The organism is Kitasatospora sp. A2-31 (assembly GCF_022288725.1).
In the GTDB taxonomy this organism is placed as follows: Bacteria; Actinomycetota; Actinomycetes; order Streptomycetales; family Streptomycetaceae; genus Kitasatospora.
On sequence record NZ_JAKNTA010000001.1, the window covers coordinates 122,048 to 142,575 of the forward strand.

General features: G+C 74.1%; 19 protein-coding genes and 1 tRNA gene. 7 read left to right on the top strand and 13 right to left on the bottom strand.

Annotated elements, in window-relative coordinates:
* Positions 1-95 precede the first annotated feature (95 nt).
* Positions 96-1,088 (top strand): magnesium and cobalt transport protein CorA, encoded by a 993-nt coding sequence (locus tag MCM47_RS00550; RefSeq protein WP_238739936.1) that lies wholly within the window; start codon positions 96-98, stop codon positions 1,086-1,088.
* Between the two features lie 99 nt (positions 1,089-1,187).
* On the opposite strand, the gene MCM47_RS00555 is transcribed toward MCM47_RS00550, so the two are convergent.
* Entirely contained in the window at positions 1,188-2,234 is a 1,047-nt protein-coding gene (locus MCM47_RS00555) for an LLM class F420-dependent oxidoreductase (protein ID WP_238739937.1), read from the bottom strand.
* Positions 2,235-2,469: 235 nt separating this feature from the next.
* Between MCM47_RS00555 and MCM47_RS00560 the strand changes: the two genes are divergently transcribed.
* From MCM47_RS00560 to MCM47_RS00570, 3 genes are all read left to right on the top strand, one after another.
* Positions 2,470-3,450: an aldo/keto reductase gene (locus MCM47_RS00560; protein ID WP_238739938.1), complete on the top strand. Its 981-nt coding sequence runs from the start codon at positions 2,470-2,472 to the stop codon at positions 3,448-3,450.
* Positions 3,451-3,733: 283 nt separating this feature from the next.
* Entirely contained in the window at positions 3,734-5,998 is a 2,265-nt protein-coding gene (locus MCM47_RS00565; protein WP_238739939.1) for an ATP-binding domain-containing protein, read from the top strand.
* A gap of 393 nt (positions 5,999-6,391) precedes the next feature.
* Positions 6,392-6,952 carry a cysteine hydrolase family protein gene (locus MCM47_RS00570; RefSeq protein WP_238739940.1) on the top strand — a complete coding sequence of 187 codons (561 nt, stop codon included), beginning with the start codon at positions 6,392-6,394 and terminating at the stop codon, positions 6,950-6,952.
* A gap of 211 nt (positions 6,953-7,163) precedes the next feature.
* Here the strand turns inward: MCM47_RS00570 and MCM47_RS00575 are convergent, their stop codons facing one another.
* Complete coding sequence (locus MCM47_RS00575; protein ID WP_238739941.1) at positions 7,164-7,769, bottom strand: hypothetical protein; 606 nt, start codon at positions 7,767-7,769, stop codon at positions 7,164-7,166.
* A gap of 398 nt (positions 7,770-8,167) precedes the next feature.
* Here MCM47_RS00575 and MCM47_RS00580 point away from each other — a divergent pair, with 398 nt between their 5' ends.
* Positions 8,168-8,377, top strand: a complete 210-nt coding sequence (locus MCM47_RS00580) for a DUF5703 family protein (RefSeq protein WP_255751555.1) — start codon at positions 8,168-8,170, stop codon at positions 8,375-8,377.
* Positions 8,378-8,571: 194 nt separating this feature from the next.
* Here the strand turns inward: MCM47_RS00580 and MCM47_RS42470 are convergent, their stop codons facing one another.
* The 3 genes from MCM47_RS42470 to MCM47_RS00595 all read right to left on the bottom strand — a co-directional run bounded on the left by MCM47_RS42470 (position 8,572) and on the right by MCM47_RS00595 (position 11,587).
* The gene (locus tag MCM47_RS42470; protein ID WP_238739942.1) at positions 8,572-9,429 is read right to left on the bottom strand and encodes a chaplin; all 858 of its coding nucleotides are present in this window, start codon (positions 9,427-9,429) and stop codon (positions 8,572-8,574) included.
* Between the two features lie 322 nt (positions 9,430-9,751).
* The gene (locus MCM47_RS00590; protein ID WP_238739943.1) at positions 9,752-9,997 is read right to left on the bottom strand and encodes a chaplin; all 246 of its coding nucleotides are present in this window, start codon (positions 9,995-9,997) and stop codon (positions 9,752-9,754) included.
* 243 nt (positions 9,998-10,240) lie between these two features.
* Positions 10,241-11,587 carry a M20/M25/M40 family metallo-hydrolase gene (locus MCM47_RS00595; RefSeq protein WP_374209039.1) on the bottom strand — a complete coding sequence of 449 codons (1,347 nt, stop codon included), beginning with the start codon at positions 11,585-11,587 and terminating at the stop codon, positions 10,241-10,243.
* A gap of 292 nt (positions 11,588-11,879) precedes the next feature.
* Between MCM47_RS00595 and MCM47_RS00600 the strand changes: the two genes are divergently transcribed.
* Positions 11,880-11,964, top strand: a tRNA-Leu gene (locus tag MCM47_RS00600).
* A 139-nt stretch (positions 11,965-12,103) separates the two neighbouring features.
* Here MCM47_RS00600 and MCM47_RS00605 read toward each other — a convergent pair.
* The 4 genes from MCM47_RS00605 to MCM47_RS00620 all read right to left on the bottom strand — a co-directional run bounded on the left by MCM47_RS00605 (position 12,104) and on the right by MCM47_RS00620 (position 15,703).
* Positions 12,104-12,328, bottom strand: a complete 225-nt coding sequence (locus MCM47_RS00605; protein ID WP_238739944.1) for a hypothetical protein — start codon at positions 12,326-12,328, stop codon at positions 12,104-12,106.
* Positions 12,329-12,430: 102 nt separating this feature from the next.
* Entirely contained in the window at positions 12,431-13,444 is a 1,014-nt protein-coding gene (locus MCM47_RS00610) for a DUF2278 family protein (protein WP_238739945.1), read from the bottom strand.
* A gap of 275 nt (positions 13,445-13,719) precedes the next feature.
* Positions 13,720-14,499, bottom strand: a complete 780-nt coding sequence (locus tag MCM47_RS00615; RefSeq protein ID WP_374209040.1) for a TetR family transcriptional regulator — start codon at positions 14,497-14,499, stop codon at positions 13,720-13,722.
* Between the two features lie 52 nt (positions 14,500-14,551).
* Complete coding sequence (locus tag MCM47_RS00620; RefSeq protein WP_238739946.1) at positions 14,552-15,703, bottom strand: acyl-CoA dehydrogenase family protein; 1,152 nt, start codon at positions 15,701-15,703, stop codon at positions 14,552-14,554.
* A gap of 147 nt (positions 15,704-15,850) precedes the next feature.
* Between MCM47_RS00620 and MCM47_RS00625 the strand changes: the two genes are divergently transcribed.
* Complete coding sequence (locus MCM47_RS00625; RefSeq protein ID WP_238739947.1) at positions 15,851-16,285, top strand: hypothetical protein; 435 nt, start codon at positions 15,851-15,853, stop codon at positions 16,283-16,285.
* A 95-nt stretch (positions 16,286-16,380) separates the two neighbouring features.
* On the opposite strand, the gene MCM47_RS00630 is transcribed toward MCM47_RS00625, so the two are convergent.
* The 4 genes from MCM47_RS00630 to MCM47_RS00645 all read right to left on the bottom strand — a co-directional run bounded on the left by MCM47_RS00630 (position 16,381) and on the right by MCM47_RS00645 (position 20,260).
* Positions 16,381-17,343 carry an electron transfer flavoprotein subunit alpha/FixB family protein gene (locus MCM47_RS00630; RefSeq protein ID WP_238739948.1) on the bottom strand — a complete coding sequence of 321 codons (963 nt, stop codon included), beginning with the start codon at positions 17,341-17,343 and terminating at the stop codon, positions 16,381-16,383.
* Positions 17,344-17,400: 57 nt separating this feature from the next.
* Positions 17,401-18,186, bottom strand: coding sequence for an electron transfer flavoprotein subunit beta/FixA family protein (locus tag MCM47_RS00635; protein WP_238739949.1), 786 nt, complete (start codon positions 18,184-18,186; stop codon positions 17,401-17,403).
* 218 nt (positions 18,187-18,404) lie between these two features.
* On the bottom strand, positions 18,405-19,205 hold the full coding sequence (locus tag MCM47_RS00640; protein WP_238739950.1) for a family 1 encapsulin nanocompartment shell protein: 801 nt from the start codon (positions 19,203-19,205) through the stop codon (positions 18,405-18,407).
* Positions 19,202-20,260: a Dyp-type peroxidase gene (locus MCM47_RS00645; RefSeq protein WP_238741417.1), complete on the bottom strand. Its 1,059-nt coding sequence runs from the start codon at positions 20,258-20,260 to the stop codon at positions 19,202-19,204. The genes MCM47_RS00640 and MCM47_RS00645 overlap by 4 nt, the downstream gene beginning before the upstream one ends.
* Between the last annotated feature and the right edge of the window lie 268 nt (positions 20,261-20,528).

The following is a 20,528-nucleotide window of genomic DNA, read 5'->3' on the forward strand; positions in this document are numbered from 1 at the left end:
GGCCTCGCGGGTGGCGGCTCAGGGCCTCCGGGAGTGGCGGCTTCCGGCCCCGGGCCGGGAGTAGGTCCTGCCGTCCCGGCCGCGGAGGGGCCACAATGGCCCGCGTGATCGTCCATTGCGCAATCTACCGCGACGGCCGCCGGACCGAGTGCCCCGAGGGCCACGCCGGCGCCCTCGCCGCCGCGCGCGCGGCCGGCCGGGGCTCCTTCGTGTGGATAGGCCTCTTCGAGCCGAGCGCCGAGGAACTGGAGCAGGTGGGCCGGGAGTTCGGCCTGCACCCGCTGGCGGTGGAGGACGCGGTCCGCGCGCACCAGCGCCCGAAGGTGGAGGCCTACCAGGGCTCGCTGTTCGTGGCGCTCAAGACGCTGGGCTACCACCCCGGCGGCCACGCGGTGACCGGCGGCGAGGTGATGGTCTTCGTCGGCGAGGACTTCGTGATGACGGTCCGCCACGGCGCCGACAGCCCGCTCGGCGAGCTGCGGACCGAGCTGGAGCAGCAGCCGGAGGTGCTGAAGTACGGGCCGAGCGCCGTCCTGCACGCGGTCTGCGACGCGGTCGTGGACGGGTACGTGGACGTGGCGGTCGGCCTCCAGGCGGACCTGGACGAGCTGGAGGCGGACGTGTTCGCCCCCGGCCGGGTCGGCCGCGACACGGCCGGCCGGATCTACGGCTACAAGCGCCAGCTGGTGGCCGTCCGCCGGGCCACCGGCCCGCTGCTGGAGCCGATGCTGCGGCTGGAGGGCGGCGGCGTGCCGTTCGTCCGCCCCGAGGCGCTGCCGTACCTGCGGGCGGTCGCCGACCACCTGGCCCGGGCCAACGACCAGGTGGACGCCATGGACCGGCTGCTGTCGGACATCCTGAGCGCCAACCTGGCACAGGTCAGCGTCCAGCAGAACAACGACATGCGGAAGATCTCGGCGTGGGCGGCGCTGGCCGCGGTACCGACCATGATCGCGGGCGTGTACGGCATGAACTTCGAGCACATGCCGGAGCTGCACCAGCCATGGGGGTACCCGGCGGCGGTGGCGCTGATGGTGCTGGTCTGCGTGGCGCTGCACCGGGTGTTCAAGCGCCACGACTGGCTGTAGGGGCCGGGCCGGCGCCGGGCCCGGGCCCGGCGGGGCCGGAACCCCCGCGGGGCCGGACCCCGTTCGCACGGCCCGGGCCCCGCGGGGCGTCCCTCCCGGTCAGGCGAGCCCGGCGCGCTCCAGGGCCTCGACGCCGGTGCGCAGCGCGAGCACCCGCTCCTCCAGCGTGAAGCCGGCCGGCGCCAGGGTGAGCGTGGTGACGCCCGCGTCGGCGTAGGCCTGCATCCGGTCGGCGATCCGCGCGGTGTCGCCGAGCAGCGAGGTGGCGTCGATCAGGTCGTGCGGAACGGCGGCCGCGGCACCCGCGTAGTCCTTGGCCAGGTACTTCTCCTGGATCTCGTCCGCCGCCTGCTCGTAGCCCATCCGCCGGGCGAGCTGGTTGTAGAAGTTCTTCTCCCGGCTGCCCATGCCCCCGATGTAGAGCGCCGCGTAGGAGCGCAGCGCGTCGGCGCCGGCCTTGGTGTCCTCGCCGACGGCGATGTTCACGGTCGGGCAGAGGTCGAAGCCGTCCAGGCCCTGCCCGGCCTTCGCCCGGCCGGCCTTCAGCGGGTCGAGCGAGAGCGCGGCGTGCTCGGGCGAGAAGAAGATGCCCAGCCAGCCGTCGGCGATCTCGCCGGTCTGCTCCAGGTTCTTCGGGCCGATCGCCGCGATGTACAGCGGGATGTGCTCGCGCACCGGGTGGACGGTCAGCTTGATCGGCTTGCCCGGACCTCCCGGCAGCGGCAGGGTCCAGTGCTCCCCCTCGTGGACCAGCCGCTCGCGCGACATCGCCTTGCGGATGATCTCCACGTACTCGCGGGTGCGGGCCAGCGGCTTGTCGAACTTCACCCCGTACCAGCCCTCGGAGACCTGCGGGCCGGAGACGCCGAGGCCGAGCCGGAACCGACCGCCGGAGAGGGTGTCCAGGGTGGCGGCGGTCATCGCGGTCATGGCCGGCGTCCGGGCCGGGATCTGGAAGATCGCGGAGCCGACGTCGATCCGCTCCGTCCGGGCGGCGACGAAGGAGAGCACGGTGGCGGCGTCCGAGCCGTAGGCCTCGGCGGCCCAGCAGACCGAGTAGCCGAGCCGGTCGGCCTCCTGCGCGACGGCGACGTTGTCGGCGTCCATGCCGAGTCCCCAGTAGCCGAGGTTGATACCGAGTCGCATCTGCCATGCCTTCCAGTCGGGTTGCTCGCGAGGGTAGCCGTGCTCGCGGCGGTCACGCTACTGGCCGGTAGGTGTGGCCCGGCGCGCAGTGATCGTCCTGCGGGTCTGCACACCAGCCCGGGCCCCGGCCGCTACGCTCAGCCGACGTGGGGACGCCTGTCCCCACCTGCGCGTTCGCCGGGCGGGCCGGTCCCCCCGACGGCCCGCCGTCCCGGCCAGCGAAGGGACCCGTCCGATGGAAAAGCGTCACCTCGGCCGTACCGGGCTGCAGGTCTCCCGGCTCGGCCTCGGCACCATGACCTGGGGCCGGGACACCGACGAGCACGAGGCCGCGGAGCAGCTCAAGGAGTTCGTCGACGCCGGCGGCAACCTGGTCGACACCGCCGACGTGTACGCGGACGGCGGCGCCGAGTACCTGCTCTCCCGGCTCACCGACAGCCTGATCCCCCGCTCCGAGCTGGTGATCGCCACCAAGGCGGGCAGCGTCCCGGAGTCCGGCCGCCGCTTCGACGGCTCGCGCGGCCACCTGCTCGCGGCGCTGGACGCCTCGCTGCGCCGGCTCGGCACCGACTACGTCGACCTCTGGCAGGTGCACGCCTTCGACCCGGCGACCCCGGCCGAGGAGACCCTCAGCGCCCTGGACATCGCCGTCGCCTCCGGGCGCGCCCGGTACGTCGGGGTCTGCGACTACAGCGGCTGGCAGCTCGCCCAGGCCGCCACCTGGCAGCGCGCCCACCACGGGCGGGTGCCGCTGGCCGGCGCGCAGCTGGAGTACTCGCTGCTCCAGCGCGGCATCGAACGGGAGGCCCTGCCGGCCGCCCGGGACGCCGGGGTGGGTCTGCTCGCCTCGTCGCCGCTCGGGCGCGGCGTGCTCACCGGGAAGTACCGGCACGGCGTCCCGCAGGACTCGCGCGGCGCCTCGCCGTACCTCTCCGGCTTCGTCCAGCCGTACCTCGGGGAGCGCTCGCGCCGGATCGTGGACGCGGTCGCCACCGCCGCCGACGGCCTGGCCAGCAGCCCGCTCGCCGTGGCACTCGCCTGGGTGCGGGACCGGCCCGGGGTCGCCTCGGCGCTGGTCGGGGCGCGGACGGTCGGGCAGCTGCAGGCGGCGCTGTCAGTGGAGGCGCTTACCCTTCCGGGTGAGATCCGCGGTGCGCTCGACGACATCTCGGCGCCGGTCCACCGCTACCCGGACGAGGGGTGGAGCGAGCTGTAGGCGCGCGCCGGCCCGTGGTGCGGGTGCCCGATCTGCCCCTGAACGACCCGACCGACCCGACCGACCCGACCCGACCACTACCGACCCGGGCAGAACGACCGGACACGACGTGACCTGACCCGCCCGGCCGACCAGCCCGACCGACCGACCGGTGCCGCCGCCCGCAGCGGCCGGACCGACCCGACCATGCCGACGGCACCCCGGCGCGCCGGCAGCCCACGGCTGCCCCGCGACCGGCGCCGGCCGGCGCCCAGCAGTGGAGTGACCTTTCTTGGAGCGAACGATGAGTGCCACGGAGAACAGCGCTTCGGAGGAGAACTCGACTGCCCCCGACGCGGCCGGGGCCCCCGGCGGCGGATCCGGCGGCGCTCTCTCCGGCGCCGAGAAGGCCGCCGCGGTGGCCGCCCTGGCCGAGCGGATCCGGACCATCGGACAGCAGGACGGCGACCGGGCACCGCGGAAGCCGCAGTCCCCGCGGCCGAGCCCCGAGGGTGACCGCGCGGCCGAGGCCGAGGCTCCGGGCGCGCAGGCCGACCACGGGGCTCCGGGCGGCCAGGACGCTCCGGCCGGGGACGCGGGCGCCTCGGCGCCGGCTCCCGCCGCCAGGCCGGCCCCGGTCCTGGCCCAGACCGACGAGCAGCGCGCGCAGGCGCTCGAGGACACCGCCGAGGTGCTGGCCGCCGGCGGCGCGCCCACGGACCTCGCGCCCGCCGCCGTGGCCGCGTTCGGCGACGGCGCCGCCGAACAGCTGCGCGCGGACCCGTGGGCCGTGCTGTCCCTGCCCGGCGTCCGCCCCGAGCACGCGGACGGCTTCGCACGCGGCCTGCTCGGGCCCGCCGCCGGTCCGGGCGACCAGCGCCGGGCCCAGGCGCTGGTGCCGTGGCTGCTGGAGCAGTCCGCCCTGCGCGGCCACTCCGCCGTCGAGATCGGCGAGGTGACGGCCGGTCTCGACCGCCTCGGCCTGCCCGACGCCGGCGCGGCCCTGCAGGCCGCCGTGCTCGACGGCCGGGCGATGCCGTTCCAGGAGGAGCTCACCGGCCCCGAGGCCCACGCGGCGGGCGGCGACGAGGACGAGCCGCCGACCCGTACCGTCCTCGCACTGGAGCGGCTCGCCCTGGCGGAGGAGAGCCTCGCGGACGGCCTGGTCCGGCTGATGTCGACCTTCGTCCCCGGCGAGGACCGGGACGAGACCGTGAGCGGGAGCGAGGGCGGGAGCGAGGGCGGGAGCGAGGGCGGGAGCGAGGGCGGGAGCGAGGGCGGGACGGCGACGGCCGAGGCCGAGGCCGAGGCCGACGTGGACACCGGCGCCACCGAGGGCACCGCCACCGCCGACAGCGCCGAGCCCACCGCGCCGGCCGACCCCGGGCCCTCGGCCTGGGAGGCGGCCGCCGCCGCGGCGCCCACCACCTCCGCCACCGCCCTGATCCGGGCCGCCGCCGCGCACCCCCTGATCACCCACACCGGCGGCGAGGCCGCCCGGGCCGAGCCGGCCGCGCTGGTACGAGCCGCCGCCGGCCTGGGGCTCCGCGCCTGGGCCGCCACCTGGACCGACCAGGGCCGGGACAGCCTCGCCGCGCTCGCCGACGGCCCGCTGCAGGTCGTCACCGTCGCCGAGCTGCTGGCCGGTACGGCCGGCCCAGGGCGCTCCCCGGACGGCACGCTCGCGCTGGACCTGCTGGTCGTCCTGGACGCCCCGCTCCTGGACGTCGAGCTGGCCGCGACCCTGCTGGAATCCCTTGCCGACGGCACCCGGCTGGTCCTCAGCGGCGACCCGGGCCAGCTCTGGTCCGCCGGCCCCGGCCGGTTCTTCGCCGACCTGCTGACCGCCAAGGTCTGCCCCGCGGTCGCCTCCCGGACCCCGGACTTCGGTCCCATCGGCGAGCTGGTCTCGGGCGTCGGCATCGGCGAGCTCCAGCCGGTCGAGGCGCCGGACAAGGAGGTGGTCATCCTGACCGCCAAGGACGGCGCCGAGGCCGTCCACCGGGCGATCCAGCTGCTCACCGACTCGATCCCGCGCGCGCTCGGCATCCCCGCCGAGCAGGTGGTGCTGCTCACCGCCGGCCACGGTGGCGCCGCCGGCACCCGGGCGCTCAACGCGGCCGCCAAGGCCCGGCTCAACCCCGGCCCGGGCCGCTTCGGCGGCTTCGACCCGGGCGACCGGGTGGTGGACTCGCCGGCCCCCGGCACCACTCGCCCGGCGCGCGTCCTCGACGGCGACGCCGCCGGCCTGCACCTGGAGTACGCGGACGGCACCCGCCGCACCGTCCCGCCCGCCGAGGCCGCCCGGCTGCGACACGGCTGGGCGCTGACCGTCCACCAGGCGGTCGGTCGCCGCTGGCCGGGCGCCGTCGTGGTGGTGCCGGGCGACGCGGGCGCGGCACTGACCCGGCAGTGGGTCTACACCGCGTTCGGCCGCGCCGAGCGCCACCTCTCGGTGGTCCACGCCGCCGGACCGGCCCTGCCGCAGGCCGTCGCCGAGCGCCCGGCCCCGCCCCGGACCACCCGGCTGCGCGCCATCCTGGCCGAGAACGCCGCGCAGACCTACTGACGGCTGCCCCGTCCCACCCCGGGCGCCGACGGCGGGGCAGCCCACCCGACCCGCCGTCGGCGCCCGGGTGCCAGGTGGTGTCCGGTCGATCCCGTCGGATCGGCGCGCGGCTCCCCAGCCCTCGGCCGGGAGGTGCCGCCACTGCGCGCCCGGGCGGGCGTGCGCCCGGATCGTCGTCGCGCCGGGCGTACTCGCCCGCTTCAGGTGTGTGTCCGGACGGGGGCACCGCGACCGAGGGCTGGGGCAGCGGATGCCCGGCGTCGGGCTCCCGGCAGGATCGACCGGACAAGGCCTAAGCTGCGGCCCGGGCCCCCGGAGCAGGGGCCGCCCGGCGCACGAAGCGCAGCCAGGCAAGACCAGGCAAGACCAGCGAAGTCCAGGCAAGGGGAGAGCATGACCACTCTGGAGAACCGGCCCCGCACGGCCCTGCTCGTCATCGACGTGCAGAACGACGTCGTCGCGGCTGCGTACGAGCGCGACACCGTCGTCGCCAACATCGCCGCCCTGGTGGACCGGGCCCGGCAGGAGCAGGTGCCGGTCGTCTGGGTCCGGCACTCCGACGAGGAGCTGGTCCTCGGCAGCGACGGCTGGCAGATCGTGCCCGAGCTGGTGCCCGCCGCGGGGGAGGCGATCGTGGAGAAGCTCTTCCGCGACTCCTTCGAGGCCACCTCGCTGGAGGCCGAGCTCGCGGCCCTCGGGGCCGGGCGCCTCGTCGTCTGCGGCGCGCAGACGGACTTCTGCGTCCGCTCGACCCTCCACGGCGCGCTCGCCCGCGGTTACGACGCGCTGCTGGTCAGCGACGCGCACACGACGGAGGACCTGACCGCCTGGGGCGCGCCGGCGCCGGCGCAGGTCATCGCGCACACCAACATGTACTGGTCCACCCAGCGGGCGCCCGGGCGCACCGCCGGGACCGCCGAGACCAAGAACGTGGACTTCGCCGCGGCACCCTGACCTCCGCCGCGGGGCGCCGAGGGCCCCGGGTTCCCGCGCCGCCGCGTGCGCCCCGCTCGCACGGAGCGGAACGGCCGAAACCATGCGCCCGCGGAAGCGGCCCGGCGGCCCCGGGGCCGCCGGGCGCACTGCCCGCCGAACGCCTCGGAGGCGGCCGCGAACGGCGCGGGGCGGCGGCGGGACGAGGTCCCGCCGCCGCCCCGGGCTGCGCTCAGTCGTCGAGGTCCTCGTCGTCGTAGACCTCGCTGACGTCGAACCGGCAGATCAGCAGCCGCGGATCGGCGTGCTCGAAGGGCTCCGGCAGCCACTCCCCCGGCTCGCTCGGCTCGGCCGCGGCGACCCAGAGCGTCGAGTCCGCCTCCTCCAGACCGAACTCCTCGCTCCGGGCGGCGATCTCGTCCGGTTCGTACTCGCCGAACAGCACGCCGATCGCCGCGTTCACGCCGCCGGTCTCGCCCCCGCCGGGGGTCAGCGAGTCGTCCAGCCGCTCGGCCTGGGCGCGCAGCCGCTTCGGGTCCACCACGTGGTAGTCGCGACGGATCAGCACGCTGATCGCCTCGGGCTGTTCGGGGCCCTGGAACCCGCCCGGGCCCTCGTCTCCGGGCACCTCGAAGGGGGTGACCTCGTCGTAGGCCTCGTAGAGGAGTTGGTCGTACGCGATGGCCGCCGTCGCGAGCTGCTCGTAGGCGGCGAACACGGCGGGATCATCCGCCGTGCTGGGGCTTGACACCGCTTCCAGATGACGGTCGATGGCGGCCTTGACCGCCTCGGCGGCGGCGCGTACCTCGGCAAGGGTGGGCTGCGCGGCATCAGACATGGTGCAGACGCTATCTCCCCGCGGTGTCGGTACGCACAGTGGTTGTCACCTACACCCGCGATTTCACCGCAACTTCCGCCCCGATGTCCGATCCGGGTGGTTCTGTGCCCGCGCACGCCCCGCGCACGGCCCCCTCGGCACACCCCGCACCTGTCAGCACCCCGGGCACCCCCGCCGCCGCGCGGTGGCACGGCCGGGCCGGCCGGGTGCCGCTTGGCGCACCGTGATCCGGGTATTCCGTCAGCAGGAGAAACGGATCTGATGCCGTGTCATCGCTCCGGCCGGGCTGCGGGTGGGACCGTGCCGCGGCCGGCGCGCGAGCCCGGCCGAAAATACCCGGGCCCGTTGTCGGAGGCAGGCCGTAGGCTTGCCTCCAGGTGTCCTTCAGGAGGAGCGTCTTGACCCCAGCGAAGCCCGTCCGGCAGCCGGAGTACGAGTACCAGTCGCTGCGCATGCCGCGCGGCACCTCACGCAACGCGGCCCGCCAACTGCTCACCGACCATGCCGAGTACGGGCATTGGGAGCTGGACCGGCTGAGGCTGTTCCCGGACGGCAGCCGGACGGTGCGGCTGCGCCGCCGGATCATCCGCCAGGTGCGGAGCTGGTGACGGGCCTCGCCCCCACCACCCGGGCCGCACTCACCCCACGCCGCAGGCGTCGAGGTCGGCCCGGCCGCACCGACCGCTGAGCACCCGCCGAACGCGCGCGCCCGCGGCCGTCGGACCAGACGACGGCCGCGGGCGCGCGGCGTTCACCGCCGCCCGGGCCGGCTCCTCCAGCCGGCCCGGGCGGCCTCAGCGGCTCAGCGCACTCCGGCGCGGGCCCGCCGGTACAGGACGCCGCCTCCGACCAGCAGGGCGACGCCGGCCGCACCGAGCAGCTCGGTGCCGCCCGCGCCGGTCGAGGCCAGCTGGCTCCCGGTGGCCTCCGGCGCGACCGCCGCGGGGCTCGCGGTGTGGGCCGCGGCCGGGACGGCCTGGCTGCTCGGGGTGACCGCCGGGGTGGCCGGCGCGGTGGACGGGCCGCCCGTCCGCGGGTTGCCCGGGGTGGTCTCACCACCGCCGGGGGACTGCGACGGCGGCGTGGTCGGAGTGGCCGGGGTCGAGTGGGTGGGCGGCGGCGGGCTGGGGGTGCCGTGCTCCTCCGGGCAGTCGTCCGCGGGCTTGCCCGGCGGGTTGGGGGCCGGGGTGCCCTCGTTCGCGCAGGTGTTCCCGAAGGCCGGGTTGCCGACGCCGACCACGTTCACCGAGTTGCCGCAGGCGTTCACCGGCACGTGGACCGGCGCCTGGACGCTGTTGCCGGAGGCCACGCCCGGCGAACCGGCCGCCGTCCCGGAGGCGGAGGAACCGGAGGCTGCGCTCTTGCCGCCGCCGTGCCCGCCCTCGTGACCGCCCTCGTGACCGCCGCCGGCCCGGCCGTCGATGTTGGCGCAGCGGTTGCCGTAGGCCGGATTGAGCACCCCGACGACGTCGGCGGTGTTGCCGCAGGCGTTGATCGGCACCTCGACCGGCACCTGCACCGAGTTCCCGGAGGCCACACCCGGCGACCCGGCAGCCCCGCCCTGCGCCTCCGCACCCGCGTGGGCGTAGCCGGCGGTCGAGGCCAGGACGCTGCCGGTGGCCACGACCGTGAGGAGCCCCTTCTTGGCTACATTCCTCATATATTCCCCTGACGTATCGAGACGAGGTAAGACCTACCGAAAGTCGGAATTTCCGAATAACTGGCCCGGCCTTTGAGTGCACAGGCTTAACGAAGCGCCTGCGGCCGGGTTGAGCCGAACGAACCAGCTTCACCCGATCGAGCGACTTCATCGACCGGCCTCGAACAGACAAGCGCCCCCGGTGCGGCGCGTCCGCCACCCGGGGGCCAAGCGAGTCGACCCGACAACCGGCCGGTCAGCCGGCCGGGAGGTCAACCCCGCGCTCAACGGCGCCCGGCGGGATTCCGCGGGCGCCCGGGGAGCGGCGCGCCTCGTGCGCGGCTCAGAAGTTGGCGCAGTGGTTGCCGAACGCCGGGTTCAGCACGCCGATCACGCTGACGGTGTTGCCGCAGACGTTCACGGGGATGTGCACGGGGATCTGCACCTGGTTGCCCGCGACGACGCCCGGGGAGCCCGCGGCCACACCCTCGGCGGCGGCACCGCCGTGAGCGGACGCGACACCGGCGGCGGCCAGCACCAGACCACTGGTGACGGCGGTGACGGCGGCGATCTTCTTGACCTTCATCATTCCTCCTGTATGGACAACGCAACCCGTTCGGCGGGCTGCACAGGAATGAACGAGGGTGTGGCAAACGGGGTACGGACCGGATTCCCCATTCACCCGCAACGGTGAAGGTGCGCACATACGCTCGAAGCTGGATCCCCGGGAGAATCGTTTCTCTCGATCTCTGTTCCGCCGTCCCAAATCATTAGCTCCGACAATGCGGACGGCCCGCCCCCGGCACTCCGGGAGCGGGCCGCGGGCGACGTCTCAGCAGGCGTCGATGAACCGGTCCAGCACCCGGACGCCGAACTTCAGCCCGTCCACGGGCACCCGCTCGTCCACGCCGTGGAACATCCCGGCGAAGTCCAGCTCCGGCGGGAGCTGCAGCGGCGCGAACCCGAAGCAGCGGATGCCGAGGTCCTGGAAGGACTTGGCGTCCGTCCCCCCGGAGAGGCAGTAGGGCACCGCGCGAGCGATCGGGTCCTCGGCCCGCAGCGCGGTCTGCATCGCCTCGACCAGGGCGCCGTCGAAGCTGGTCTCGATCGCCTTGTCCGAGTGCACGCTCTCCCGCTTCACCCGCGGGCCGAGCACGCTGTCCAGCTCGGCCAGGAACTCCTCCTCGTAGCCGGGCAGGAAGCGTCCGTCCACGTGCGCGGTCGCCTGGCCGGGGATCACGTTGACCTTGTAACCGGCGCCGAGCATGGTCGGCTGGGCGGTGTTGCGCAGCGTGGTGCCGATCATCTTGGCGATGCCGCCGAGGACGCGCAGGGTCTCGTCCATGTTCTCCGGGTCGAGCTCGACGCCGAGGGCGTCGGACAGCTCGTCCAGGAACGCGCGGACCGTCTTGGTGATCCGCAGCGGGAACTGGTGGCGCCCGAGCCGGGCGACCGCCTCGCACAGCTCGGTGATGGCGTTGTCGTCGTTCTCCATCGACCCGTGCCCGGCCCGGCCCTCGACCGTGAGCCGCATCCAGTGCATGCCCTTCTCGGCCGTCTCGATCAGGTAGAGCCGGGCCCGGTCGTTCACGGTGAAGGAGAAGCCGCCGACCTCGCCGATCGCCTCGGTCACGCCCTCGAACAGCCCGGGGTGCTTGTCCACCAGGAAGCGCGCGCCGAACGTGCCACCGGCCTCCTCGTCCGCCAGGAAGGCCAGCACCAGGTCGCGCGGGGGCTTGCGCCCGGTGCGCAGCCGGTCGCGGACGACGGCCAGCGTCATCGCGTCCATGTCCTTCATGTCGACCGCGCCGCGCCCCCAGACGCAGCCGTCGGCGATCTCCCCGGCGAACGGGTCGTACGTCCAGTCCGCCGCGTTGGCCGGCACCACGTCGGTGTGCCCGTGGATCAGCAGGCCCGGACGCGACCGGTCCTCGCCCTCGATCCGGACCACGGTCGAGGCGCGTCCCTTGGCCGACTCGAAGATCTGCGGTTCGAGGCCGAACTCCGCGAGCTGCTCGGCCACGTACTCGGCGGCCTTCCGCTCCCCCGGGCCGGAGCCGTCGCCGTAGTTGCTGGTGTCGATCCGGATCAGATCGCGGCAGATCTCGGCGACCTCCGACTCAGCCGTCACCTTCGGCGCCGCAGCCCGCCCCGTCGTCGACTCGCTCCGCTCGCTCACGGTCACTCCTCGTCTCTGGCCCGCACCGACGCACCAGCGCGCCACCCCCGGGACCTGCACCCGGGCCGTACGAGCACGTCCGCCCATCCTCCCCCAGCCCCCTGGCCGGATCCACCCCGCACATCCTGCGGAAACCGGGGGAAACCCGCTGGTCACACCCCCGCCACGGATCGACCCCGCCCCCGGCCACCGGCCCGGCTCCCCCGCCCGGAGGCGTTTTGGGACCACAAGCCGATCTTTGCTACAGTTACATCTGTCAGCGCGGCCGACGAGGCCGAAGAGACAACACCCGGTCCGGGTGGCGGAATGGCAGACGCGCTAGCTTGAGGTGCTAGTGCCCTTTATCGGGCGTGGGGGTTCAAGTCCCCCCTCGGACACAGATGACATCCCCTCGGGGCTCCCAGGAGCGCCGAGGGGATTCGTCGTTTTCACGGCCTGCCCGGCCCTGCACGGCCCTGCCGGCTGCTCGGGGCTGTGGCTCGGGACCGGTCCGCCGCCGTGGGAGGCGGCGGGGCGTCAGCGGGCAGCCCAGACCGGGCAGGCCGGGCGGTGGTGGCGGGTGCGGATGACGGTGCCGCCGAGGGCGCGGTGCTCGGTGGTGGCGGCGTCGCAGCAGCGGGGCGGCGGGGCGACCGCTTGCCGGGAGGGTGGCGACGGCGCGACGGCCGTGCGGGGGGCGGCGGCCGGGGCCGGGGTGGGCGGGCGGCGGCGCCGGCGGCGGCGGGGCGTGGAGGTGGTCACGGGGCGAGGTTGCCCCGGCCGCGGCGGATGAATCCGGGTGTCACTCGGACGAGGGACACCCGCGGCGGCCGGGCCGCGCGGCCACAGGCCGGGGAGGGACCCTCAGAAGGTGATCGTCCGCCCCTCGGCGGCCGCCTGGCGGGCGGTGTACGCGACACCGTGGACCTTGAGGCCGCTGGGATCGAGCAGGGTGATCGACCCGCCGTGATTGCCGAGTTCGAAGCCGTTGCCGCCGTGCACGACGAGCGTGGCGCCGGCCTCCAGCGGGCCGGCGGGCAGCGCGAGCCGGTGCTTGGCCCGGTCGGCGAGGTGCCAGCCGGTCAGGTCGACCGGGGCCGCCGACGTGTTGAGCACGGTGACGGTCTCGTCCTCGGGCGCCGGGCCCACCGGGTTGACCACGGCGGCGACGATGCGCAGCGGGGCGTCCTGGCCGGTCGGGTCGGTCGGCCGGGGCGCAGTGCCCGGCAGCGTGTGGCCGGTGACGTCGTCGGTGTGCCACGCCTGGGACTGGAAGGCGAGGAAGACCGCGACCCAGCGGTCCTCGGCGGGCAGGTGGATCAGCAGACCGCCGTCCTGGAAGACGCCGTCGTCGGAGCGGAAGCGGCCGCTGTTGCCCTGGTTCATGTGGACGTCGTGGACGCCGTTGCCCGGCAGGAAGCCGAAGACCTTGTCGGGGACCGTCGGCTCGGGGCCGAAGCGCTGGCCGATCAGGTACACGGCGGCGGGGTCGGCGATGGCCCGCTGCACGTAGTGGTCGAGCAGGTCGGCCAGGTCGTTGTCGGCGCCGGGCAGGTCGGGCGGCAGGGTGCGCAGGGCGGCCGGGTCGAAGAGGTTGCCGCGGATGAAGTCCAGGCTCGCCGTGCCCGGCTTCGAGGAGAGGTCGGTCCAGCCGCTGCCGGCGTCCGGGAGCTGCGCGGTGAGCGGGTGTCTGAAGTCGTCGACGACGACGTAGAGCAGGTCCGAGGGGGCCTGCTGCGACTGGACGTTGACCGCCGCCCGGTAGTCGGTGCCGTGCGCGTCACGCAGGTGGATCTGGTAGTGCGGGGTGTCGGTGGCGCCTTCGCGGCGGCGGTCGACGGCGGTGGCGGCGAGCACGCCGTAGTTCTTCAGGGGCATGGGTGAGGTCCTTCGGCCGGTCCGGTGGGCCCCGGTGGCCCGGGAGCCCCCTCCGTGGTGCGGAACCCCTCCGTTATGCCGCACCGGCGGGCCCGGCCATGCGGGAATCGACTGATGTTCACCGCCTGTCCGCCGAACGGACCTACCGGACCGCAGGCCCTGCCGACGGAGCTGCTGCGAGGCTGCGAGGTGAGCCGCCGGGAGGGGCGGCCTCCTCCGGGAACGCCCGGAGAGCCGCGCGTACGCGGTGGTGCGCGCCCCGGCGGGACCGGGCGTCAGGCCTGCGCGGCGGGCCGGGTGTCCTGCGTCGCCCCGGGTACCCGGCGGGTGTCGCCCAGGGCGCTCTCGATGCCCTGCACCATCCGCCAGAGCGGGGCCCGCCGGCTGGCGACCAGCACCACGACGTCGTCCGCCGCCCCGGTCTCCGGTGCGGCCTCGGCGGGCCGGTCGCTCCAGGTGCCGGTGACGAAGGCCATGGCGGTGTCCACCTCGGCGACCCAGTCGCTCTCGCCGCCCGAGCGCAGCCAGGTGCGCAGCGCGTGGTTGTGCGCGGAGACCACCGCGGCGGCGATCACGTCGGCGCGCAGCGCGCCGTCCGGCCGGTCGGCGAACCGGCCGCGCAGGTAGTGCGCGAGCGTGTGCTCGTAGCGCCAGACCACCGACAGCTCGTACGCGCGCAGGCCGGGCACCTTGCGGGTGAGGCGGTAGCGCTGCACCGAGAAGGACGGCTGCTCGGCGTACATCCGCAGGACGAGCCGGGCGGCGCCGCAGGCGTGCCGCACCGGGTCCTCCTCGCCGCTGCCGGACTCCAGGAACTCGGTCATCTCGGCCAGGCTGCGCTCGTGGTCGGGGAAGACCACGTCCTCCTTGGCCGGGAAGTACCGGAAGAAGGAGCGCCGGCCGACCCCGGCCAGGGAGACGATGTCGTCGATGGTGGTCTGTTCGAAGCCGCGTTCCAGGAAGAGCTCGAAGGCGGCGGCGACCAGCGCCTCACGCATCGCCGGCTTCGGCGGCCCGTCGTTCATGGGCTGGTCCTGCTCTTCCTTCTCGCTCATTCCCGGAACATAGCATCGGCCTCGAACAGCCGGACTGGCGTGCGGTACCGCCCTACGGCAGGTTGCGGGCCATCACGATGCGCTGGATCTGGTTGGTGCCCTCGTAGATCTGCGTGATCTTCGCGTCCCGCATCATCCGCTCCAGCGGGTAGTCCCGGGTGTACCCGTACCCGCCCAGCAACTGCACCGCGTCCGTCGTGATCTCCATCGCCGCGTCCGACGCGAAGCACTTCGCCGCCGCCCCGAAGAACGTCAGGTCCCCGTCCGAACGCTGCGACCTCGCCGCCGCCGCGTACGTCAGCTGCCGCGCCGCCTCCAGCTTCATCGCCATGTCCGCCAGCATGAACTGCACCCCCTGGAAGTCCCCGATCGGCTTCCCGAACTGCTTGCGCTCCCGCACATAGCCCTTCGCGTAGTCCAACGCCCCCTGCGCGATCCCCAACGCCTGCGCCGCGATCGTCACCCGCGTGTGGTCCAGCGTCCGCATCGCCGTCGCGAACCCCGTCCCCTCCGCACCGATCATCCGGTCCGCCGGAATCCGCACGTTGTCGAAGTACACCTCACGCGTCGGCGACCCCTTGATCCCCAACTTCCTCTCCGGCGCCCCGAACGACACCCCCGCATCGCCCTTCTCCACCACGAACGCCGAGATCCCCCTCGACCGGGCCTGCGGATCCGTCACCGCCATCACCGTGTAGAACTCCGACACCCCGGCATTGGTGATCCACCGCTTCACCCCGTTCAACACCCAGAAGTCCCCGTCCCGCACCGCCCGGGTCTTCATCCCCGCCGCGTCCGAACCCGCCTCCGGCTCCGACAGGCAGTACGAGAACATCCCCTCACCCCGGGCCAGCGCCCCCAGGTACTTCGCCTTCAACTCCTCCGACCCCGACAGCTGCACCGGCAGCGAACCCAGCTTGTTCACCGCCGGGATCAACGACGACGAGGCGCACACCCGCGCCACCTCCTCGATCACGATCACCGTCGCCAGCGCGTCCGCCCCCGCACCACCGAACTCCTCCGGCACGTGCACCGCGTGCAGGTCATTGCCCTGCAACGCGTCCAACGCCTCCTGCGGGAACCGACCCTGCTCGTCCACCTCCGCCGCGAACGGAGCGATCTTCGCCTCGGCCAGCGAACGCACCGCCTCACGGAGCATCTCGTGCTCCTCGGAGATCCGGAAGAGATCGAAGTCCTGGCTCATGATCGGCACTCCTGTTTCACGACGGTACTCAGTACCCTTCATTATGCATGGGCGCAGCAAAAAGGGAACTCAGTGCCTTCACATGGCGGCACTGAGTTCCCTATCCTCTTTCTGCCGAAGCCGGTCCGAGCGCAGGGAGATGACACCGTGGTCCACTCAGCCATCGACGCCGCCACCGAGGGCACTCCGCTGTACTTCCAGCGCTGCGCCTGGTGCAGCAACCCGACCTTCCAGCGGCTGCTCTGCCCCACCTGCGGCTCCACCGACCTGCGGCTGGAGCGCAGCGAGGGCACCGGCGTCGTGCGCCGGTGCGCCGTGGAGCAGGCCCGTACGCCGCTGGCGCGGCAGAAGTCGCTGATCCGGATGGCCGAGGGGTTCGACGTCTGGTGCATCGTCAACGGGCTGCGCAGCACCGTGCCGGTGGGCACCAGGGTCCGGCTCACGCCCTCCGCCGACACCGACCAGCCGGAGCTGACGCTGCTGCCGCAGGACGAGCCGGAGCAGGTCCAGCCAGCCGAGCCGCGCCCGCTGCCGCCGAACCAGGGCGGCTTCACCCAGCACCTGGCGGCCTTCGCCGAGTAGGCCCCGGGCCGCAGGAACGCCGGAGGGCGTGGCACCGGGTACCCGGTGCCACGCCCTCCGGCGTCCGCCCCCGGCGGGGACGGCGTGCGTGTCGGTCAGGCCTTGCGGGCCTTCACCTCGCCGGTGAGCTGCGGCAGGACCTCGAAGAGGTCGCCGACCACGCCGTAGTCGGCCAGCTCGAAGATCGGGGCCTCGGGGTCCTTGTTGACGGCCACGATGGTCTTCGAGGTCTGCATGCCGGCCCGGTGCTGGATGGCGCCGGAGATGCCGTTGGCCACGTACAGCTGCGGGGAGACCTGCTTGCCGGTCTGGCCGACCTGGTTGGTGTGCGGGTACCAACCGGCGTCGACGGCGGCGCGCGAGGCACCGACGGCCGCGCCGAGCGCGTCGGCGAGCTCCTCGACCACGCCGAAGCCCTCGGCGGCACCGACGCCGCGGCCGCCGGAGACCACGATGGCGGCCTCGGTCAGCTCGGGGCGGCCGGTGGAGACGCGCGGGGTGCGCGAGGTGACCTTGGCGGCGTTGCCGGTGAACGCGACGGTGACGTTCTCGACCGCGCCGGCCGCCGGGGCGGCCTCGGGGGCGACGGCGTTCGGCTTGACCGTGATGACGGGCACGCCGGTGCTGACCCGCGAGTCGACGGTGTAGGAGGCGGCGAACACCGACTGGGTGGCGACCGGGCCCTGGTCGCCGGCGCGGACGTCGACGGCGTCGGTGATGATGCCGGAGCCGAGACGCAGCGCGACGCGGGCGGCGACCTCCTTGCCCTCGCCGGAGGAGGTGACCAGCACCGCGGCGGCCTCGGCGGCCGCGGCGATCTGGGCCAGCGCGTCGACCTTGGGGACGACCAGCTGGTCGGCGAACTCGGCGCCGTCGGCGACGTACACCTTCGCGGCGCCGAACTCGGCGGCCTTGGCGGCGATGTCGGCCGCGGCCGCACCGGCGCCCAGGACGACGGCCGACGGCTCGCCGATCCGGCGGGCCAGGGTCAGCAGCTCCAGGGCCGGCTTGCGGACCGCGCCGTCGGCGTGGTCCACCAGGACGAGAATCTCAGCCATTGCTCAATGTCTCCGTACTTCGCTGTGGGCTGGGGGTGGGGGGTTCGGGCGAGCGGCTCAGATGAACTTCTGGTCGGCGAGGAACGCGGCGAGCTGCTTGCCGCCCTCGCCCTCGTCCTTGACGACCGTGCCCGCGGTGCGCGCCGGACGCGCCGCCACCGACTCCACCGCCGTCCAGGCACCCGCCAGACCGACCTCGTCCGCCTCGATGCCCAGGTCGTCCAGGTCCAGGGACTGCACCGGCTTCTTCTTCGCCGCCATGATCCCCTTGAACGACGGGTACCGGGCCTCGCCCGACTGGTCCGTCACCGAGACCACCGCCGGCAGCGGAGCCTCCACCAGCTCCGTCGCCGCGTCACCGTCGCGCCGGCCCTTGACCACACCGCCCTCGACCGACACCTCCGACAGCAGCGTCACCTGCGGCACACCCAGCCGCTCCGCCAGCAGCGCCGGCAGCACACCCATCGACCCGTCCGTCGACGCCATGCCGCCGACCACCAGGTCGAACCCGGTCTTCTCCAGCGCCTTCGCCACGATCGCCGACGTCCCGATCACGTCCGTGCCGTGGATGTCGTCGTCGTTCACGTGCACGGCCTTGTCCGCACCCATCGACAGCGCCTTGCGCAGCGCGTCCTTCGCGTCGTCCGGCCCGACCGTCAGCACCGTCACCTCGGCGTCGCCGTGCGCCTCCGCGATCCGCAGCGCCTGCTCCACGCCGTACTCGTCCAGCTCCGACAGAAGGCCGTCCACGCCCTCCCGGTCGGTGGTGTGGTCGTCCGCGAACCGACGGTCACCCGTCGCGTCCGGCACGTACTTCACACAGACAACGATCCTCAAGCTCATGAGCGGTTCTCCTGATACGGGTGCGCTGGTCCATGGGCCTCGGGTCATGCCGAGGGTACTGAGTGCCAAACCCGGTCCGGCCGCTGCCCGCGCGCCCGGGGCGCCACCTGGACCGGCATGCCGTGTCGGCTCTCTTCGACTGGCGTCAGAGGCCTACCGGAGACAATACGGTACTGAGTACCCCGCGTAAAGGAACTCAGTACCCTTCGGTCGTTCGTTCACCGATCACCGAGCACGACGGCGGCCTCGGCGGTGTAGAGGCGGAAGGTCAGCGACTCCTGGAGGTAGAGGGAGACCGACTCGGCGTCGTGCGAGAGGTAGCCGACCGAGACGTCCTGGCCGAGGAGGAGCTCGAAGTCGCCGCCCCGGGCGGAGAGGAGGTAGGCGCCCTCGATCGCCGGGGCCCAGATGATCTCGCCGTCGAGGAGGCGGGCGATGTGGGCGGCCACGGGGTAGCCGTGGTCGCTGGTCTCGCTGACCGCGGTGAAGGCGTCGGCGCCGAGCAACAACGAGTACGGACCGCCGACACCGGCCAGGCGCAGCGCGGTGAGGGCCTGGCTGACCGTGGTCGGGTAGGCGCGGACGTCGTCGGGCAGCGGGATCGGCGGGTTGCTCGCACCGGCGCGGATGCCCTCGACGGCGGCGGCCGGGTAGCCCTCGAAGATCGTGCGGTCCTCGGCCAGGGCGAGGGTGCGCGCCGCGTCCTTCACCGGTTGCCAGTCGGAGTCGCGGGAACCGCGCTCCACGTCGTCGACGGCCGCGCGGCTCACGGTGAACGGCACCCGCAGCTCGACCACCGGCCGGGCGTCGCGGGCGTGCGCGAGGACGCCCTCGGCGGGCGGGTCGATCCGGGTCAGGTGGCCGGTGCCGACGGCGGCGAGGGTGGCGCCCTCGGGGCCGCTCAGGTCGACCACCCGGCGGCCCGCCACGTGGAGCGTGAAGGTCTGCCGGGCCTCCTCCTCGATCTCCGCCCAGGCGGCGGCGGACACGGGGGCCAGGTCGCGGTGGAGGTTGCTCATCGTGCGGGGGTCCTCTTCAGACTGCCGATGGCGAGCGAGCCGTCGGAGGCGGTGGCGGGGATCTCGGCGGGAGCGCCGGTCGGCGCGTCCGCGGCCCGGGCTCCGGCCCTGGACTCGGACACGGGCGCGGACGCGGACGCGGACGGCGGTGCGGGAGGCGGGTCGGCCAGGAAGTCGGCGGTCGGCACGTGGAAGAGCGAGCCGGTGACGGCCGTGGAGAAGTCGAGCAACCGGTCGTGCCCGCCCGGCGGGCGCCCGAGGAACATGTTGCGCAGCATCTCCTCGGTCACCGCGGGGGTGGCGGCGTAGCCGATGAAGTACGTCCCGAACTCGCCGCCCTCGGCGAAGGAGCCGAACGGCATGTTGAAGCGCATGATCTGCAGCTCCTCGCCGTCCGGGCCGGTCACACCGGTCAGCGCGACGTGCGAGTCCGGCGGCTTCACCGCGTCGGGCAGCTCCACGTCGGTCAGCTTGGTGCGGCCGACGGCCAGCTCCTGCTGCTCCACCGTGAGGGCGTTCCAGGCGTCCAGGTCGTGCAGGTACTTCTGCACGATGACGTAGCTGCCGCCGGCGAAGGCCGGGTCCTCCGCGCCCACGGTCACGGCCGCCGCGGCCGCCCGGCCCTCGGGGTTCTCGGTGCCGTCGACGAAGCCGAGCAGGTCGCGGTTGTCGAAGTAGCGAAAGCCCTCGGCCGAGTCCACGACGGTGGCGGCGCCGGCGAGCCGCCCGGTGAGCAGGCCGGCCAGTTCGAAGCAGAGGTCCATCCGGGCGGCCCGCAGGTGGAGCAACAGGTCGCCCGGCGTAGCGGGGGCCCGGTGGCGGGGGCCGACCAGCTCGCGGAAGGGGTGGAGCTCGGCAGGCCTGGGGCCGGCGAAGAGCCGGTCCCAGGCGTCCGAGCCGATCCCGGCGACGCAGGCCAGCCCGCCGTCCGGGGCCCTGAAGCCGACCGAGCGGCGCAGGCCGGCCAGGTCGGGCAGCAGGTCGCGGACCGCCCGCTCGCCCCCGGGGTCGATGGTCAGCACCAGGAAGACGGCGGCGCCGGTGAGCGGGGTCAGGACGTCCTGCGGTTGCGGGGGCGGTGCAGGCGCAGGCCCGCCGGTCGCGCCGGACGGCGGGGCGGGCTCGGGCAGCAGGGGGGACGCGGACGGGACGGGCTCGGACTCCACCTCAGGACTCCCGGGAGGGCAGGGCGCAGCGAAGCAGCGGAGATCTGATCATCCGTACGATTACACCGCAGAGCGGACATTCGGGCGCGCCGAGCGGCCACGGGTCGGCCGCTCGGGCCGCACGGGCGGGTGATCGCGGCGGCGTGGGCGGGTGATC

Excerpts from the sequence above, each read along its gene's own strand:
- MCM47_RS00550 (WP_238739936.1), top strand. The coding sequence starts at position 96 with ATGGCCCGCGTGATCGTCCATTGCGCAATCTACCGCGACGGCCGCCGG.
- MCM47_RS00555 (WP_238739937.1), bottom strand. The coding sequence starts at position 2,234 with ATGCGACTCGGTATCAACCTCGGCTACTGGGGACTCGGCATGGACGCC.
- MCM47_RS00560 (WP_238739938.1), top strand. The coding sequence starts at position 2,470 with ATGGAAAAGCGTCACCTCGGCCGTACCGGGCTGCAGGTCTCCCGGCTC.
- MCM47_RS00565 (WP_238739939.1), top strand. The coding sequence starts at position 3,734 with ATGAGTGCCACGGAGAACAGCGCTTCGGAGGAGAACTCGACTGCCCCC.
- MCM47_RS00570 (WP_238739940.1), top strand. The coding sequence starts at position 6,392 with ATGACCACTCTGGAGAACCGGCCCCGCACGGCCCTGCTCGTCATCGAC.
- MCM47_RS00575 (WP_238739941.1), bottom strand. The coding sequence starts at position 7,769 with ATGTCTGATGCCGCGCAGCCCACCCTTGCCGAGGTACGCGCCGCCGCC.
- MCM47_RS42470 (WP_238739942.1), bottom strand. The coding sequence starts at position 9,429 with ATGAGGAATGTAGCCAAGAAGGGGCTCCTCACGGTCGTGGCCACCGGC.
- MCM47_RS00590 (WP_238739943.1), bottom strand. The coding sequence starts at position 9,997 with ATGATGAAGGTCAAGAAGATCGCCGCCGTCACCGCCGTCACCAGTGGT.
- MCM47_RS00610 (WP_238739945.1), bottom strand. The coding sequence starts at position 13,444 with ATGCCCCTGAAGAACTACGGCGTGCTCGCCGCCACCGCCGTCGACCGC.
- MCM47_RS00615 (WP_374209040.1), bottom strand. The coding sequence starts at position 14,499 with ATGAGCGAGAAGGAAGAGCAGGACCAGCCCATGAACGACGGGCCGCCG.
- MCM47_RS00620 (WP_238739946.1), bottom strand. The coding sequence starts at position 15,703 with ATGAGCCAGGACTTCGATCTCTTCCGGATCTCCGAGGAGCACGAGATG.
- MCM47_RS00630 (WP_238739948.1), bottom strand. The coding sequence starts at position 17,343 with ATGGCTGAGATTCTCGTCCTGGTGGACCACGCCGACGGCGCGGTCCGC.
- MCM47_RS00635 (WP_238739949.1), bottom strand. The coding sequence starts at position 18,186 with ATGAGCTTGAGGATCGTTGTCTGTGTGAAGTACGTGCCGGACGCGACG.
- MCM47_RS00640 (WP_238739950.1), bottom strand. The coding sequence starts at position 19,205 with ATGAGCAACCTCCACCGCGACCTGGCCCCCGTGTCCGCCGCCGCCTGG.